The organism is Sphingomonas sp. CFBP8993, assembly GCF_034044895.1.
Taxonomy (GTDB): Bacteria; Pseudomonadota; Alphaproteobacteria; order Sphingomonadales; family Sphingomonadaceae; genus Sphingomonas.
On the sequence record NZ_JAXCWU010000001.1, the window covers coordinates 252,061 to 268,497 of the forward strand.

Consider the following 16,437-nt stretch of genomic DNA (forward strand, 5'->3'; position numbering starts at 1 on the left):
GTCACTATCGGTGTTGGGATTGATGCGCCATGATCGGCACGGGACGACAGGCGGGGGACGACGCGATGATCCTGACGATGATGATGGGCGCGGCTCTGGCGGGTGCTTCGCTGCCGCCCAAACCCGAACGGGCGATGCTGCGTGAGGTCCGGACGCTCTATCGCGGCGCAGGCAATCGGATGTGGCCGGGGTTCGCGCAGGTTTCCCTGGACCTGCTGCTGATCGGGCCGAAGCGCGAGACGTTGTTCTGCCACGGCATGGTCAAGGGCTTCATCCCCGCCGGGCGCGATCCTCTGACCGGATGCGCCTTGCAGAGCCGCGCGCGGCAAATGGCGGTGGATCTGGCGGCATCGGCGGATTTCTTTCCCGGCGGGCAGACGATCGCGATCGGCTATCCCAAGGCGCTGGAAATGACCCCGGCCTATTGGAAGGCCACGGTTCTCCACGAGGCCTTCCACCTCTATCAGTCGCATCTGCCGGGTTATGCGCAGGCCGTGGCCGCGCTTGGTCTGGCGCAAGGAAGCGATGGCAGCTGGATGCTCAACCATCCCTTTCCCTATGCCGATCCGAATGTCGGGGCAGCGTTTCGGACGATGGGGGAGGCGGGGTTGGCGTTCCTTCATGCCAAGTCGCCCGCCGACCGGCGCTTGGCGACCAAGGCCTATGTCGTCGCACGCGACGCGGCGCTGGCCAGGGTGAGCGAGGCCGACCGGCGCTATTACGAGTTTCAGGTGGGGCAGGAGGGCGTCGCGCGCTGGACCGAACTGACGCTCGCCCGCCAAGGTGATGCGGCGATGCGCGCCCATGGCCGCGACTATTGGACCGGCCTTTCGACAAGCCTCAAGGCTATCCGCGATCAGGGGCTGAAAATGTGGAAACGCAATGCGTTCTACGTCTATGGTGCCATGGAAGCGGAGATGCTGGAGCAGGCCAGCGTCGATTGGCGGTCCGAATATCGCCGCCGACCCTTCGGCATGGGGGAGCAGTTGAAGAGGCTGGACTAGGGGCAGTCGACATTCATTTGACTTCCCCTGTCAGGGGAGGAATTTAGCGGGAGCGCCTGAATGTCGATCGGCTCTAACCCAGCCGCATCGCGACCGCGATCGCCACACCCGACAGCGCCAATGCGCCCGCGATCCAGCCCGCGCCCGTGCGGATCGCGGCCTCGATGCCGGTGGTGGACACCGCGGGGCTTTCGCTCTCCAGCTTGCGGGTCGTCGCGCGGATCAGACGGGGCAGGTCGTCGCCCAGCCGATCAAGCTCCAACGCCAGCGCGGTCGCGCGCTTCGTCCAGCGATCAGGTGACAGCCGTGCCTCGACGATCCGTACGCTTGCCCGACGGAGCGCGGCGGACAGGTCGAAATCGGGCTGTATACCGCTCAGCACGCCGTCGATGGTGATCAGCGCCTTGAACAGCAGCAGCATGTCGGGCTGCAGGACGATGCGCTCCTCGCCCAGGATGGGAAAGATATCGCCCAGGATCGCGGCCAGTTGCAACGTGCCGCCACCATGTCGGGCGACCAGCCGCTCGGCGACGACCTGAAAACGTTCGGATGCAATATCATCGGTTTGCGACCAGCTCTTCAACGTATCCGCCAAAAGCACGGGGTCGCTATTGGCGATCGATTGGGTGAACGCGATCACCTCCTCGCGCCGTCGTGGAGAAACGTGACCGATCAGCCCGAGGTCGAGCATCGCGATGCGATTGCCCGGCAGGCACAACAGATTGCCGGGGTGCGGATCACCATGGAATCGCCCGTTGATCAGCGTCATGTCGAGCACGATGTCTGCACCCGCCGCCGCGATCGCGGCCGGGTCGATTCCGGCCGCGCGCAGATCATCTGCGTTGCGCGGCGGTACGCCCGCGATGAAGTCCATGACCAGCAGCGTTTCGGACGACTGTGGCCAGTGAATGGCCGGGACGATGACGCGCGGATCGCCGGCGAAATCCTCGCGCAGGCGGTCGGCGTTCCGCCCCTCGTTGGTGAAGTCCAATTCTTCGAGGATGTCGCGGCCCAGCTCGCGCACCATACGTGCGACGCCGTATCGGCGAGCCTCGGCATTCGTCGCCTCGACCATGGCCGCCAACTGGGTAAGCAGCCGTAAATCGGCCTGCATGATCGCACGGACGCCCGGGCGGCGGATCTTCAGGACGACCTCGGTCCCGTCGGCGAGCGCGGCACGGTGGACCTGCGCGATCGAGGCGGCGGCCAGCGGCTCGGTATCGAACTGGGCGAAGGCGGTTTCGGGTGATTCGCCGAGCGCCTCCTCCACCTGTTCTCGCAACGCGTCGAAGGGCAGGCGGGGGGCCTCGCTGTGCAGCCGCTCCAGCTCGGCGATCCAGTCGGGCGGCAACAGGTCCGCGCGGGTCGCCAGGATCTGGCCCAGCTTTACCCAGACTGGCCCCAGCGCCTCCATGGCCTGGCGCGCGCGCGCAGGCAGGTCGAAGGGCAGCGCGTCGGCGTCATGCCGTGCCGGGTTCAGTCCCCACCGTGCGAGCAGCACGTCGAGGCCGAAGCGCGACGCGGTCGCGATGACCTCGGCCAGGCGGCTGCGGTCGCGTGCCGCCACCCGGATCGCGCCCAGCACCATGGCCTCAGGCGTAGGGCGGTTGGGTAAAGCCCGCCAGGCTGAGCGTGAAGATCTCGCAACCCTCTTCGGTGATGCCGATCGAATGTTCGAACTGTGCCGACAGCGAACGGTCGCGCGTCACCGCCGTCCAGCCATCGTCGAGCAGCTTCACGTCCGGACGGCCGATGTTGATCATCGGTTCGATGGTGAAGATCATGCCGGGCTTCAACTCCGGGCCGGTGCCGGGGCGGCCGACATGGACGACCTCGGGCGCGTCGTGGAACAGCAGGCCCAGGCCGTGGCCGCAGAAATCGCGGACCACACCGTAACGATGCTTTTCGGCGTGACGCTGAATCGCGTTGGCGACGTCGCCCATATGGTTGCCGGGCCGCGCCTGCTCGATGCCCAGCATCAGGCATTCATAGGTCACTTCGACCAGCTTGCGCGCCTTTAGCGGAACGTCGCCGATCAGGTACATGCGGCTGGTGTCGCCGTGCCAGCCATCGACGATCGGGGTCACGTCGACATTGACGATATCGCCCGACTTCAAAGCCTTGTCGGACGGAATGCCGTGGCAGACGACATGATTGATCGAAATGCAGGTCGAATGCGCGTAACCGCGATAACCCAGCGTCGCCGGGACCCCGCCACGCTCGGCGATGAATTCATGGACCAGCCGGTTGATCTCGGCGGTCGACACGCCTGGCACCATGTGCGGCACCAGCATGTCGAGCGTCTCGGCGGCCAGACGGCCCGCCTTGTGCATGCCGTCAAAGGCTTCGCGGCCCCAGAGCTTGATCGCGCCGGTCCGCCCCTGGGGCGCGTCGGCGGAAACGGTCACATAATCGGTCATGGCGGCGATATAGCGTGGCGTGTCCGATTATGCGAGGCTATGTCCACGCCATGACATCCGCTGCCACCCCCGAGCGTATCTGGACCGCCGCACTGGTCGTGATCGGCGACGAAATCCTGTCGGGCCGTACCCAGGACAAGAATGTCGCGCAGGTCGCGACCTGGCTCAACGTCCAGGGTATCCGCCTGGCCGAAGTGCGTGTGGTGGCGGACCGGACGGAGGCGATCGTCGAGGCGGTGAATACGCTCAGGGCACGCAACGACTATCTCTTCACGACCGGCGGTATCGGACCGACGCATGACGACATCACCGTCGATGCGATTGCCGAGGCGCTGGATGTGCCCGTGATCGAGCACGCCGAGGCGCGGGCGATCCTGGACCATTATTATGTTGATCGCGGGGGTGTGACCCCGGCGCGGGCGCGGATGGCGCGCACGCCGGAGGGGGCGTCGTTGATCGCCAATCGCGTGTCGGGCGCGCCGGGCATCCACATCGCGAACATCTTCATCATGGCGGGGGTGCCGCACATCACGGCGGGGATGCTCGACGCGCTGACCGGTACGCTGGAGGGGGGGCGTCCGGTCGTATCCGGCACCATCGGTTGCTGGGTCGGCGAAAGCGAGGTCGCTGAATTGCTGCGCTCGGCCGAAAAGTCGCATGAGGGCGTCGCGATCGGCAGCTATCCCTTTTTCCGCGAAGGTCGCACCGGCGCCAATTTCGTGGTGCGCAGTCCCGATGCGGTCATGGTCGAGGCGTGCCTGCACGACCTGACCGTCGCGCTCGAGGCGCTGGGGCATCACGTCGCGCAGGGCGGCATCTGACGGGCGGGAAGCCTTCCTTAGCATTTGCGCGATAGGACGACGGGCTGCCCCCCTTTGAAGCCGTACCGCGAAGGAAAGTGCGTTTTGATGACGAAAGTCCGCTGACCATGGCCGGGACGCCTGTTCTCGTCACCGGTGCCGCTGGTTTCATCGGTCACGCCACGGCGCATCGTCTGCTTCAGCGTGGCGAGACGGTGATCGGCGTCGACATCGTCAACGACTATTACGACCCGGCGTTGAAGGAAGCGCGGCTTGCGACCTTGGCCGGGCAGGATCGGTTCTCGTTCCACCGCATGGACATCGCCGATGCAGGCGCGGTCCGCGCACTGGTCGCCGATCACGGCATCACGCGCGTCGTCCACCTCGCGGCACAGGCCGGGGTGCGGCACAGCATCGACAATCCCTTTGCCTATGAACGCTCCAACACCGCCGGGCATCTCGCGGTCCTGGAGGCATGCCGCCACCAGCCGGGGTTCGAGCATCTGGTCTATGCCTCGTCCAGCTCGGTCTATGGCGACAAGCCGATGGGCGGGGCGGGCTTTCGCGAGGACGAACCGTCGGTGTCTCCCGTCTCGCTCTACGCCGCGACCAAGCGCGCCTGCGAGTTGATGAGCCAGTCCTATGCCGCGCTGTTCGGCTTTCCGCAGACGGGGCTGCGTTTCTTCACCGTCTATGGCCCCTGGGGTCGGCCGGACATGGCCTATTTCTCGTTCACCCGAAAAATCCTGGGCGGCGAGCCGATCGAGGTCTTCGGCGGTGGCCGGATGGCGCGCGACTTCACCTATATCGACGATATCGTCGACGGGATCGTCGGTGCGCTCGATCGGCCGCCGTCGCGCGGCGATCACCGGCTGTTCAACATCGGCGGCAGCCATCCGGTCGGCCTGATGGAGATGATCGCGACGCTGGAAAAGGCGATCGGGCGCGAAGCGTTGAAGATCATGAAGCCGATGCAGCCCGGTGACGTGACCGCCACCTATGCCGATGTGTCCAGGCTGAACGCGCTGACGGGCTATGACCCGCAGGTGCGGCTGGACGAGGGGCTGGGACGCTTTGCCCGTTGGTACAGGGATCATTACCGCATCTGATGGCACCGGTCCGGGGGCGGCGGTACGTCCGTCCGCCGTCCGGACCTTCTCCACGCTCAGGCGGTTTGCGCGCGATCGGGCGCATACCAGAGCATCGGATCGTGCATCGACTGGACGCTGAGCCAGCTATACGGTGCCTTGGTCCACCCCACGACATAGGGTGAGCGGCCATCGAGGACGACATCCTCGACATCGGTCCGTGCGACCAGCACCGTGTGCAAGCCCGACGCGCGCGAATAGACGACCGCGAAGGCCAGCCGATCAGGCGGGAAACCTCCGTCGATCAATTCCGCGCGCTTCTCGATCGCCAGGTCCTCGCAATCGCCGACCGCGCCCTTGCCGTCGCCGCTGCGCCGCCACAACTCGCCCACGCCGTAGATTTCGGCGTCGGTGCGCTGCCGCACGCGGCTGTTCACATGATGGTTCACCTGCTTCAACAGGGCCTTCAACGCGGATTCGGGGAGCGCGGTCGGCTTCGCTTCGGCCGTTGGCGGCTGGACGACAGGCGGGGGAGCGTCGGGCAGGGAGAAGGAGCAGAGCTGCGTCGTCATCGACAGCAGCATGCTCGCCACGGCACTCGGCGTACATGGGCCATCTTGCACCCAAAGGGCCGCGTTCACGGTTCTGGGCGCAATCATGTCCCGGGACCCGGTCGTCAGGGACGGCCCATCCTTGCGCCACGCGACCGCCGCGACGAGGGCGGGCGGCGTGAAGCGCTGCCACGACGCGCCGGTCTCGGCGAAGACGCGAGCGGAGCATTCGACGTTCGGGGCGAGGGGGGGCGTGAGCGGGGCAGTCAGGCCGCGGGAGACTTCCAACCGCGGGTCGGTCGGGGTGTCGAGGCAATCGGGTCGCGGACGCAGGACGGGAAGCGCCACGGGAGTCACGATCGACAGCACGGGCACGACCATACCGACCGGACCAGCCGCATCGCGCGTCGCGCGATCGCTCAAGCCCGCCGTGATCAGCGCGGCCCCGGCCACGATGGGTCGGGTCGGGGAGCAGAAGCCGGGCTCCACCCCACTCTCGCACATCTCGACAAAGCCCCTGGGCGCGGCGGTCGCCTGACCCGGCTGGATGAAGCCACCGGGCAAATCCTTTGCCTGCGCGCCCGTGGCGCACGACGTCGCCACCGCCAACGCTAGCAGCGCGGACTGGGTCGTCGTTCGAACAGATAAAGAAACCATGCCGATCTCCTCGAAATCGAGAGAGACGGTGGCGGCTCAGCCATTGCGCGGCGGTTCAGGGGAAAGGTTTAAGCGCTGTTTACCAGTTTTCGGAGGGCGGCCGACCAAGGCCCGGACCACAGGGGAGAGTTCGCAGCTTGGTTTGCCGCTTATGTAACGGATACGCTTTACGAGCCGTTAAGCGGTTTCCGTTGATTGGCGACTTCGACAAGAATGGCAGCGGGGGGGGGCATGCAGATCGCTTGACAGTCCCCGCCCGGTCCGCTTAGAGCCAGCAAACCACGGTTCGCCGTAGGCTCTGCGGGTGTAGCTCAATGGTAGAGCAGGAGCTTCCCAAGCTCACGACGAGGGTTCGATTCCCTTCACCCGCTCCATTTAAAACTTGACCCATCGAAACCGACCGCATCCCCTGCGGGAGCGAGCGGTGCGCGCCCGACGCGTCTTGCCCCCGCCTGCCGCATGACAGACGGGGAATGCGCGCTAAAGGAATTGCTCAGCCGATCGGGCCTGTTCGCTGGTCGATCAGCGCGGTCGCCTCGGCGGTTCCGGCGGCGGTGGAGGTCTTGCCCGCCTGGATGTCGTCGGCGATCGCCAGCAGGCGGCCGCTGATCACGGTGCCGGTTTCGGCCTGTTCGGGGATCGCGATGCCGCCCTTGGCGTCGGCGACGCGCGCCCAGGCGGCGCGTATGGCGGCCCAGTAATCCTTCGTCTTCGCCCAATAGTCGTCGGCGGCCTTCACGTCATAGCCGTCGAACCGCTGATACGTGTTGAGCACCATTTCCTGCACGATCGGCACAAGCTTGCCGTCCTTCAGGCCCATCTTGGTATTGTCCTGCCAGTGAATCCAGCCGGTCGGCGTCGGCTGGTGGCGGTTGATCGCGTAGTAGCGGTCATAGACCGGATGGCGTACGGCATCGCGACGCGCCAACGGGCGCCAGGTCCAGTTGGAGCGCCACCGACGAACACCGGCCTGCGCCTCGAACTGACCCCAGCCGGCATAGCGCGGGCTGTCATCGACCTGATAGACTGTCTGCGACCAGCGTCCGGCGCGCATCCGCTCGGGCACCGGTTCCCACACCCATTTGCCCTGGCCCGCATAGACCAGCACGCGGGACAGCTGGTAATCCCAGTCCTGACGCCAATGCTTGATGACATGGGTCTTGCCGTCATGCTCGACGACCAGCAGGTGCTGGAGCGCGATATGGTCGGGCGTATCCTCGATCACGCGGACCACCTCGTTCCCACCGGAAATCTTGCGGTCGAGGGGTGTGTAGCCCGCCGCCCAGGGGGTCGTCTCCTGCATGTCGAAACGCACCTTGTAATTCCCCGCCATCGCCAGGATCTCGGCACGGTCGGCAGCCTTGGCGGCCTGGGCCTCGGCAGCGGTCTGCTTCACCGGACCATCGGCCAGCGCAGGCACGGGCAGCAACGCGAGCGCCGCGACGATCAGCATCGAACGGTTCTTCATGATGTCTGGCCTTTCTTCAGAAGCGGAGGGTCAGCGAGGCGCTGGCGTTGCGGCCCGGCTGGGTGAAGGCGACCGGGGGCACATCGGCGGCACCGGTGGGGAGGGGGCGCGGCACGGGCAGGCCGCGCACGTCCGACCACCAGGCATAGGTGGCGTCGGTCAGGTTGAAGATCCCGGCGCGAAAGGTCAGCGCCTCGGTCAGCCGGGCAAAGACGGTCGCGTCCAGGATCGTGAAGGCGGCGGGACGGAAGCATTCGGTGGAACACACGCCCGTCGTGTCGCCGAGCGACTTGCGCGCGCTGTGCGTCATGATGATCTGTCCGCCGAACCGGCCTTGCCCCGGCTCACGCCAGCCCACGCCCATCACCAGCTTCAGCGGATCGACGGTCGATAGCGGCCGGGTCGTGCGGTTCGGGGTGATCTGGTCGCCCTCGGCATAGGAGATGGCGAGTTGCCCCGTCACGCCGTTGCCCGCGCGCGCCTCCAGTCTCGCCTCTGCACCCTTCACCTTGGCGCGGTCGAGATTAATGAACTGGAAGACGGCCGGGTTGGCCGGGGTGAAGCCGCCGCTCACCACCTCCTGGCTGATGAAGTCGCGGTAATCGGCGCGGAAGACGCTGGCCGACATGTCGACCGCCTCGCTGTTCAGGCGCAGGCCCGCCTCGATCGCCTCGCTGGTTTCGGGCCGCAAATTGGGGTTGGGGGCCGAGGTATAGCCGAAGGCGAGGTTGGAGAAGAACTGGTTGATCTGCCCCGGCTCGGGCGCGCGGAAGCCGCGGGCATAGCTGGCGAACAGCCGCACCGTCGGGGCCAGTTTCAGGACCGCGCCGATACGCGGGCTGACCCGGTCGGCCGACTGGCCCGCGCCGGTGAATTGCGGGAGCAGTGGATCACGGTCGGGCGACAGGCGATACCAGTCATAGCGCACCGCCGGGTGCAGCGTCAGCGGACCGAGACCGATCTCGTCGCCGATGAACGCGCCTGCCAGCGTGAAGTCGGTGCTGGGGAAAGCGCGGGTCGGAAAGGTTTCGCCCGCCGGGGGCACGGTGCCGTCGCGCAGGCCCCGCTGCCGCAGCACGCTGATATCGGCCCCCGTCACCAGTCGGTGGGTGATCCCGCCGGTGACAAAACCCAGCCGCACCTCGCCCGAGCCGCCGTAGACGCGGTTTTCCAGCGTATTGAGCCGGGTGCGGTCGGCCAGCGTCCGGCGGTCCTCGGCGGTAAACTGCCGGTTTTCGGCATCCTGGACATAAACGGCCGCGCGAGCGAACTGGACCAGGCCAGCCCCGTCATAGGTCCAGTCAAGCGCACCGCGCCAGCGTTTGCCGGTTTCCTGCGCCTGCAACCCCGCCACCGTGGTGTTGATGCCGGTCAGCACGTCGGTCGCGACCCGGTTGTCGAGATACTCGCCGGTTGCGCGCAGGCGCTGGCCGGGGGCGACATCCCAGACCAGCTTGCCCATCAGCGCGTTAGACTGACCTTCCTGCGGGTTGGGGGCGGTGCGGGTGACGCCGGTCCCTTCCACCGTGCCCCGGTTCTTCAGTTCGGCAAAATCGCGACGGGTATAGGCCAGCATCGCCGACACCGCGCCCGATCGTCCCGCGACCACGCCCGACTGGGTATATTCCTCGTCCGCCGAATTATAGTGAGTGCGCAGCGATCCGCCGAAGGACTTGGTGCCGAGGATGTCGACCGGATCGCTGGTCGTGAAGCTGACCGCGCCTGCCAGCCCGTCGCTGCCATACAGGGCCGAGGCAGGGCCGCGCAGGAACTCGACCGACTTGATCAAGCCCAGGTCGACATAGTCGCCGCGCCCGACATCCTGCGCGCCGAAGGTGAAGCCATAGGGCACACGGACGCCATCGACCTGGATCAGGACGCGGTTGCCACCAATGCCGCGTACGACGAACCCTTCGTTCCCCGCACGGCCGGTCGTGCCTTGCGCCGCGCCGAAGCGGGTGGGGCCCCGACGCACGCTGATGCCGGGTTCGAAGCGGACCAGATCCTTGATATCCGTCGCCAGTTCGTCGGCGATCTCGTCGGCCGTCTTGACCGAAACGGTTACCGGGGCGTCCTGCGCCTGGATGGGCGCGCGCGTCGCAGTCACGACGACTTCGCGTTGGCCGCTCGTATCTTCGTCGCGCACAGCTCCGCCTAGCGCCGCCAATGTGGCCAGCGTCAAAAGCATGGTCAACCCCTTTATCTATTGCCTATCATTCGCATTAAGCGGCATCGGCTAATGGCGCAATCAATTTATGCGAATGAATCGCATTATTGGCCAGCGTGTCGTTGAGGTCGGGGATGACGATGGGGGAAATGCCGTCAGTATTGGCTACTGAGCAGACGATGCTCAGGCCATCTCTTTCATCCGTTGCCCCTCGCAGAGAGAGGAAGGTTCAAACTGATCTGGCCTAGCCCGTTTCCGGCCCAAGCCCGTGCAACCACCGGCCTTCACGACCATCGTAAAGGCCATCACCCGTTCACCGACCGTCTCGTCGACGATGGGCGGATCGGTCAGGCTATGGGATCGAGGCCGGCCCCGAATGCGCGCATGGCGGCGGTCGCTTGGGTGCGGTTGGCGACACCCAGTTTGCGCATCACGACGGTCATATGGGCCTTCACCGTCGCTTCGTTGATGCCGAGATCATGCGCGATCTGCTTGTTCAGTTTGCCGTCGATCACGCCGAGCAGGACGCGCAACTGCATCGGGGCAAGCGAGGCGATGCGCTCGGCCATGTCCTGGCGGGGGTTCGTGGAATCGGTGAAGGTCGCGACATGGCCCGCGACCGCGTCTGCGATCGCCTGCTCCATCACGTGCAGCGGCTGGTCCTTGCCCAGATAGCCGACCGCGCCGAAGTCCAGCGCGGCGCGGAATGCGCCGTCCGGGTCGGCGCTGGAGACGACCAGGATCGGCGTCGCGGGACGACACGCATGGAGCAGCGCCACGCCCGAACAGCCGATCGCGCCGGGCATCCTGAGATCGAGCAGGATCAGCGACAGCCCATCCGTCGCCAAGGCGGCGCGTTCGGCGTCCTCCAGCGTCCCGGCCTCGACGATCCGCGCGTCGGCCATCACGCCCTCCACCGCGAGGCGCAACGCCTGGCGGAAGAGGGGATGGTCGTCGGCGATCAGGACAGTCCGGCTCATGCCGCCAAGTCTGGCCTGTTTCCTATCAGTTCGTCCACCACGGACGGATCGGCAAGTGTGGAAATATCGCCCAGATTGCTCGTGTCGCCCTCGGCGATCTTGCGCAGGATACGGCGCATGATCTTGCCCGAGCGGGTCTTGGGCAGGCCGGGTGCGAATTGCACGACGTCGGGGCTGGCGATCGGGCCGATCTCGCGCCGCACGAAGGCGACGAGGTCATGGCGTAGTGCCTCGTCGCCAGTCTCGCCGACCTTCAGCGTGACATAGGCATAGATGCCCTGTCCCTTGATCGCGTGCGGCATCCCGACCACCGCCGCCTCAGCCACCTTCGGGTGGGCGACCAGCGCGCTCTCGACTTCGGCGGTGCCCATGCGATGACCCGATACGTTGATGACGTCGTCGACGCGTCCGGTGATCCAGTAATAGCCGTCGGCGTCGCGGCGACAGCCATCGCCGGTGAAATATTTGCCCGGATAGGTCGAGAAATAGGTCTGGAAGAAGCGATCATGGTCGCCCCAGACGGTGCGCATCTGCCCAGGCCAGCTATCGGCGATGACGAGATTGCCCTCGGTCGCACCGTCCAGCACCTGCCCCTCGGCATCGACGAGTTCGGGCCTGACGCCGGGTAGCGGCAGCGTCGCCGATCCCGGCTTCAGCGGCGTCGCGCCGGGCAGGGGCGCGATCATGTGGCCGCCAGTCTCGGTCTGCCACCAAGTGTCCATGATCGGGCAACGTCCGTCGCCGACGACGCGGTGATACCAGTCCCAGGCCTCCGGATTGATCGGCTCGCCCACGCTGCCCAACAGGCGCAGCGAGGCGCGGCTCGACCGCGTGACGAAGCCATCCCCTTCACGCATCAGCGCACGGATCGCGGTGGGCGCGGTGTACAATGTCGTCACGCGGTGGGTGTCGACGATCTGCCACAGGCGGCTCGCGTCGGGCCAGGTCGGGACGCCCTCGAACATCACGCTGGTGATGCCATTGGCGAGCGGGCCATAGACGACATAGCTATGCCCGGTCACCCAGCCGACATCGGCCGCGCACCAGTATGTATCGTCGTCGCGGGCGTCGAACACCATCGCGTGCGTCATGGCCGCCCAGAGCAGATAGCCGCCGGTGGTATGGAGCACGCCCTTGGGCGTGCCGGTCGATCCGCTGGTATAGAGGATGAACAGCGGATCTTCCGCGCCCATCGGTTCGGGAGGGCAGACCGGATCGGCGTCCGCCATCGCCTCATGATACCAGATGTCGCGGCCATCGCGCATGGTGGCACCACCGCCCGTCCGCCGCACGACGATCACCCGTTCCACGCCCGGACAGGCCTCCAGCGCGCGGTCGACATTGCCCTTCAGCGGAACGCGCTTGCCACCGCGCGGGCCCTCATCGGCGGTGATCACAAGCCGGCTGTCACAGTCGTTGATCCGCCCCGCAAGGCTGTCGGGCGAGAAGCCGCCGAAGACCACGGAATGGACCGCGCCGATCCGCGCGCAGGCCAGCATCGCCACCGCCGCCTCGGGGATCATCGGCATGTACAGCGTCACCCGGTCGCCGCGCGCCACGCCCTGATCCTTCAGGACATTGGCGAAACGGCATACTTCGGCGTGAAGCTGCGCATAGCTCAGCGTGCGGGACGGCTCGGCGGGATCGTCGGCTTCCCATATGATGGCCGGCTTGTCGCCGCGCGTCGCGAGATGACGATCGAGGCAGTTGGCCGCGACGTTCAACTGCCCGTCGGCGAACCAGCGGATGCGGAAGTCCGCCGCGTCGAACGAGACATCCTTCACCTCGGTAAAGGGCGTCATCCATTCCAGACGACGAGACTGCTCGCGCCAGAAATTGTCGGGCTCCGCGATCGAGCGGGCGTAGAGCGCGTCCCGGGCAGGCGCGTCGAGCGCGTCGCGGGCGGCCCAGTCGGCGGGAACGGGATACAGCTCTTTCGGCATGACGGACCTCTCCTCGTGCGGCGCTCGATATCGCGTCGCCGATCGGCTGGGGACTAGGACCATGGTCGATGTTGAGGGGGAATGCGCCATCCGCCAATCTGCACCGCGAACGCACGTCGAAGATACAAGGACGGCGGCGAGCAGGAGAGGACATCGGATATGGGAATGACGCGAAGTCTCGCGGTCGGCGCGGCGGCCGCTTTCCTGATACCGGCGACCGCGCAGGCGCAGACCGCTCGCGAGGCGGATCTGGAGGCAAGGCTCCGGCAGCTTGAGGGCGCGGTGGCCTCGCTTCGTGCCGAACTCGCGGCGTCGCGCGCAGGCCCGGCCGTCGCGGCACCACCTCCCGTTACCGCGCCCATGGTCCTGGGCGATTACGCACCGGGTAACAGTCCCAATACCAACGTCGCGACCCCCAGGGCCGTCGCCGCGCGGGAAAGCAGCGTCGGCGCGCTGGCCGCCGCCCCGACCACGGACGGCTTCCGGATCGGCGACACGACCGTCAAGCTGGGCGGCTTCGTACGGCTCAACGTCATTTCCAGCCGCTATAACGACGGCGAAGTGCCGGTCGGCGGGCTGGGCAAGGAGTTCTACCTGCCGCAGCAGATCCCGGTCGGCGGCGGTTTCGCCAGCAGGGACCTGCTCTTCTCCGGCCGACAGACCCGCCTGGTGGTCAGCACCGCGACGCCGGTCGCAGGAAAGGTCGCCAAGACGCTGATCGAGTTCGACTTTGCCCTGGCGACCGCCCCGGTCGGGGCGCAGCGCGCGACCAATCCCTATGTCCCGACCTTCCGCCGGGGCTTCATCGAATATGGCCGCTGGCTGGTCGGCCAGGAATGGTCGACGTTCCAGAACCTCGCCGTGCTGCCCGAGACGACCGATTTCGTGGGTCCGCTGGACGGCACGGTGTTCAACCGCCAGTCGCTGATCCGGTACACCGCGCCACTCGGCCAGGGGCTGACGCTACAGGTCGCGGCCGAAAATCCGCAGACCGAAACCGCGCTGCCGAACAATCCCGCGCTGGTCGATACCGACAAGGACCGGTTGCCCGACATGGTCGCTCGCGTGAACTGGAAGGCCAGGTTTGGCGATTTCGCGCTGGCGGGCATCGCGCGCGAGCTGCGGACGAGCACCAACGGTCTGGAGGACACGACGTTCGGCTGGGGCGTCTCCGGCTCGGGCAAGATCCCGTTCGGCATGCGAAGCGACCTGCGCTTCATGGCGACCTATGGCCAGGGGATCGGTCGGTATCTCGGCCTCGGCTATGTTCCCGACGCGATCTATACGCCGACGAACAACCGCCTGGCCCGGATCGACAATTTCGCGGCCTTCGCGGCGCTCAAGCATGGCTGGACCGATACGCTGCGCTCGACATTCTCGGCCAGCTACCAGTCGGCGGACTATCCCGCCGGCCTGCCGGTCACCGGGCTTGCCAATGCCAAGGCCTATAGCGGCGCGGTGAACCTGTTCTGGTCGCCGATCAAGGGCATGGATGCCGGCGTCGAATACCGGCGCGCGGTCCGCGAACTGCTGTCGGGTGACGACGGCGTCATGGATCGCATCGAATTCGCAATCAAATACGGCTTCTAGATCCCAGGGGGAGATAGTCATGGCGTCAACCTACCAACCTGCCGGTGGCAGCCACCAAAAGGCGACCCAGAACGAGATGATGGTGATCGGCGCGTCGTCGCTCGGCACCGTGTTCGAATGGTATGATTTCTATCTCTACGGCCTGCTCGCGACCTATATCTCGAAGCAGTTCTTTTCCGGCGTCAACGAAACGACGGCGTTCATCTTCGCGCTGGGTGCATTCGCTGCCGGGTTTGCGGTACGGCCGTTCGGGGCGATCGTGTTCGGACGGATCGGCGATCTGGTCGGACGCAAGAACACCTTCCTCGTCACGATGGGAATCATGGGCCTGTCGACCTTCGGCGTCGGCCTGCTGCCGTCCTATGCCACGATCGGCGTCGCGGCGCCGATGATCCTCGTGCTGCTGCGCATCCTGCAGGGTCTGGCGCTCGGCGGCGAATATGGGGGCGCCGCGACCTATGTCGCCGAGCACGCACCGCATCACCGGCGCGGTCTTTACACCAGCTTCATCCAGACGACCGCCACGCTTGGCCTGTTTGCCGCGCTGCTGGTCGTGATCGGCATCCGTACCCTGGTCGGCGAGACGGCGTTCGGCAGCTTTGGCTGGCGCATCCCGTTCCTGGTCTCGATCGTCCTGCTGGGCGTGTCGATGTGGATCCGCCTTCAGCTTGCCGAGAGCCCCGCGTTCCTGAAGATGAAGGAAGAGGGCAAGACGTCCAAGGCGCCGCTGACCGAGGCATTCGGTCGCTGGGGCAATTTGAAGGTCGTGCTGATCGCGCTGTTCGGCGCGGCGATGGGCCAGGCGGTGGTGTGGTATACCGGCCAATTCTATGCGCTGTTCTTCCTCGAAAAGATGCTGAAGGTGGACGGTGCGACGACCAACGTCCTGATGGCGGTGGCGCTGGCGCTGGGAACGCCCTTCTTCGTCTTCTTCGGCTGGCTGTCCGACCGGATCGGTCGCAAGCCGATCATCATGACCGGCTGCGCGATCGCCTGCCTCACCTACTTCCCGCTGTTCGGCGCGCTGACCGATGCCGCCAACCCGGCGCTGGCCCGCGCCCAGGCCGCCGCTCCGGTGACGGTGGTCAGCAACAAGGACGACTGCTCGTTCCAGTTCGACCCGGTCGGTCGCAACAAGTTCGACAGCCGAAGCTGCGATATCGCCAAATCCTATCTGGCGAAGAACGGGATCAGCTACGCCAATGTCGATGCCCCCGCCGGGACCATCGCGCAGGTCAGCATCGGCCGGCAGGTCCTGGTCGCACCCGATCCGGCCCGGGTGACGGGCGAGGCGCGCAAGGCCGCCATCGCCGCCTATCAGGACCAGTTGAAGGGGGCGCTCACCGCCGCCGGTTATCCCGGCAAGGCCGAGGGGATGAACACGGTCAAGGTGGTCGCGATCCTGTGGTTCATGGTGCTGCTGGTCACGATGGTCTATGGCCCGATCGCGGCGCTTTTGGTGGAGTTGTTCCCCACGCGGATCCGCTACACCTCGATGTCGCTTCCCTATCATATCGGCAATGGCTGGTTCGGCGGTTTCCTGCCGACCACCGCCTTCGCCATGGTCGCGGCGACGGGCGATATCTATTACGGGCTCTGGTATCCGGTCGTGCTGGCGGCGATCACGCTGGTCCTCGGGCTGCTGTTCCTGCCGGAGACATTCCGTCGCAACATCGACGGGTGATCATCGGCGTTACAGGGCGGAACGGGGGAGGGGTGGCCGTGATGGTCGCCCCTCTTCATGCGTGCGATGATCGGCGCTAGCCTGT

12 protein-coding genes and 1 tRNA gene are annotated in these 16,437 nt (G+C 66.2%); 6 read left to right on the plus strand and 7 right to left on the minus strand.

Translation table 11 applies throughout. The annotated features are described in order from the left end of the window. Window positions 1-29 precede the first annotated feature (29 nt). Window positions 30-1,004: a hypothetical protein gene (locus tag SOM26_RS01110; protein WP_320450890.1), complete on the plus strand. Its 975-nt coding sequence runs from the start codon at window positions 30-32 to the stop codon at window positions 1,002-1,004. Window positions 1,005-1,077: 73 nt separating this feature from the next. On the opposite strand, the gene SOM26_RS01115 is transcribed toward SOM26_RS01110, so the two are convergent. Continuing rightward, window positions 1,078-2,589 (minus strand): ABC1 kinase family protein, encoded by a 1,512-nt coding sequence (locus tag SOM26_RS01115; RefSeq protein ID WP_320451258.1) that lies wholly within the window; start codon window positions 2,587-2,589, stop codon window positions 1,078-1,080. Window positions 2,590-2,596: 7 nt separating this feature from the next. Continuing rightward, window positions 2,597-3,424: a type I methionyl aminopeptidase gene (map, locus tag SOM26_RS01120; protein WP_320450891.1), complete on the minus strand. Its 828-nt coding sequence runs from the start codon at window positions 3,422-3,424 to the stop codon at window positions 2,597-2,599. A gap of 50 nt (window positions 3,425-3,474) precedes the next feature. Between map and SOM26_RS01125 the strand changes: the two genes are divergently transcribed. Both SOM26_RS01125 and SOM26_RS01130 read left to right on the plus strand, forming a co-directional pair. Then, the gene (locus SOM26_RS01125) at window positions 3,475-4,245 is read left to right on the plus strand and encodes a competence/damage-inducible protein A (protein WP_320450892.1); all 771 of its coding nucleotides are present in this window, start codon (window positions 3,475-3,477) and stop codon (window positions 4,243-4,245) included. Window positions 4,246-4,352: 107 nt separating this feature from the next. Beyond that, complete coding sequence (locus tag SOM26_RS01130; protein WP_320451259.1) at window positions 4,353-5,333, plus strand: SDR family NAD(P)-dependent oxidoreductase; 981 nt, start codon at window positions 4,353-4,355, stop codon at window positions 5,331-5,333. Between the two features lie 56 nt (window positions 5,334-5,389). Here SOM26_RS01130 and SOM26_RS01135 read toward each other — a convergent pair whose 3' ends face one another. Beyond that, complete coding sequence (locus SOM26_RS01135; protein WP_320450893.1) at window positions 5,390-6,520, minus strand: transglutaminase-like cysteine peptidase; 1,131 nt, start codon at window positions 6,518-6,520, stop codon at window positions 5,390-5,392. 300 nt (window positions 6,521-6,820) lie between these two features. On the opposite strand from SOM26_RS01135, the gene SOM26_RS01140 reads away from it, so the two are divergent. Further along, a tRNA-Gly gene (locus tag SOM26_RS01140) sits at window positions 6,821-6,894 on the plus strand. 119 nt (window positions 6,895-7,013) lie between these two features. Here the strand turns inward: SOM26_RS01140 and SOM26_RS01145 are convergent. The 4 genes from SOM26_RS01145 to acs all read right to left on the minus strand — a co-directional run bounded on the left by SOM26_RS01145 (window position 7,014) and on the right by acs (window position 13,078). Next, window positions 7,014-7,988: a DUF6607 family protein gene (locus SOM26_RS01145; protein WP_320450894.1), complete on the minus strand. Its 975-nt coding sequence runs from the start codon at window positions 7,986-7,988 to the stop codon at window positions 7,014-7,016. 16 nt (window positions 7,989-8,004) lie between these two features. Next, entirely contained in the window at window positions 8,005-10,134 is a 2,130-nt protein-coding gene (locus tag SOM26_RS01150; RefSeq protein WP_320450895.1) for a TonB-dependent hemoglobin/transferrin/lactoferrin family receptor, read from the minus strand. A 368-nt stretch (window positions 10,135-10,502) separates the two neighbouring features. Beyond that, a complete protein-coding gene (locus SOM26_RS01155; RefSeq protein ID WP_320450896.1) occupies window positions 10,503-11,135 on the minus strand; it encodes a response regulator in 633 nt (210 codons plus the stop codon). Beyond that, the gene (acs, locus tag SOM26_RS01160; RefSeq protein ID WP_320450897.1) at window positions 11,132-13,078 is read right to left on the minus strand and encodes an acetate--CoA ligase; all 1,947 of its coding nucleotides are present in this window, start codon (window positions 13,076-13,078) and stop codon (window positions 11,132-11,134) included. Before acs ends, SOM26_RS01155 begins: the two co-directional genes overlap by 4 nt. 165 nt (window positions 13,079-13,243) lie before the next feature. Here acs and SOM26_RS01165 point away from each other — a divergent pair, with 165 nt between their 5' ends. Both SOM26_RS01165 and SOM26_RS01170 read left to right on the plus strand, forming a co-directional pair. Beyond that, window positions 13,244-14,668 carry a DcaP family trimeric outer membrane transporter gene (locus tag SOM26_RS01165; protein WP_320450898.1) on the plus strand — a complete coding sequence of 475 codons (1,425 nt, stop codon included), beginning with the start codon at window positions 13,244-13,246 and terminating at the stop codon, window positions 14,666-14,668. 19 nt (window positions 14,669-14,687) lie between these two features. Beyond that, window positions 14,688-16,352 carry an MFS transporter gene (locus SOM26_RS01170; protein WP_320450899.1) on the plus strand — a complete coding sequence of 555 codons (1,665 nt, stop codon included), beginning with the start codon at window positions 14,688-14,690 and terminating at the stop codon, window positions 16,350-16,352. Window positions 16,353-16,437 lie beyond the last annotated feature (85 nt).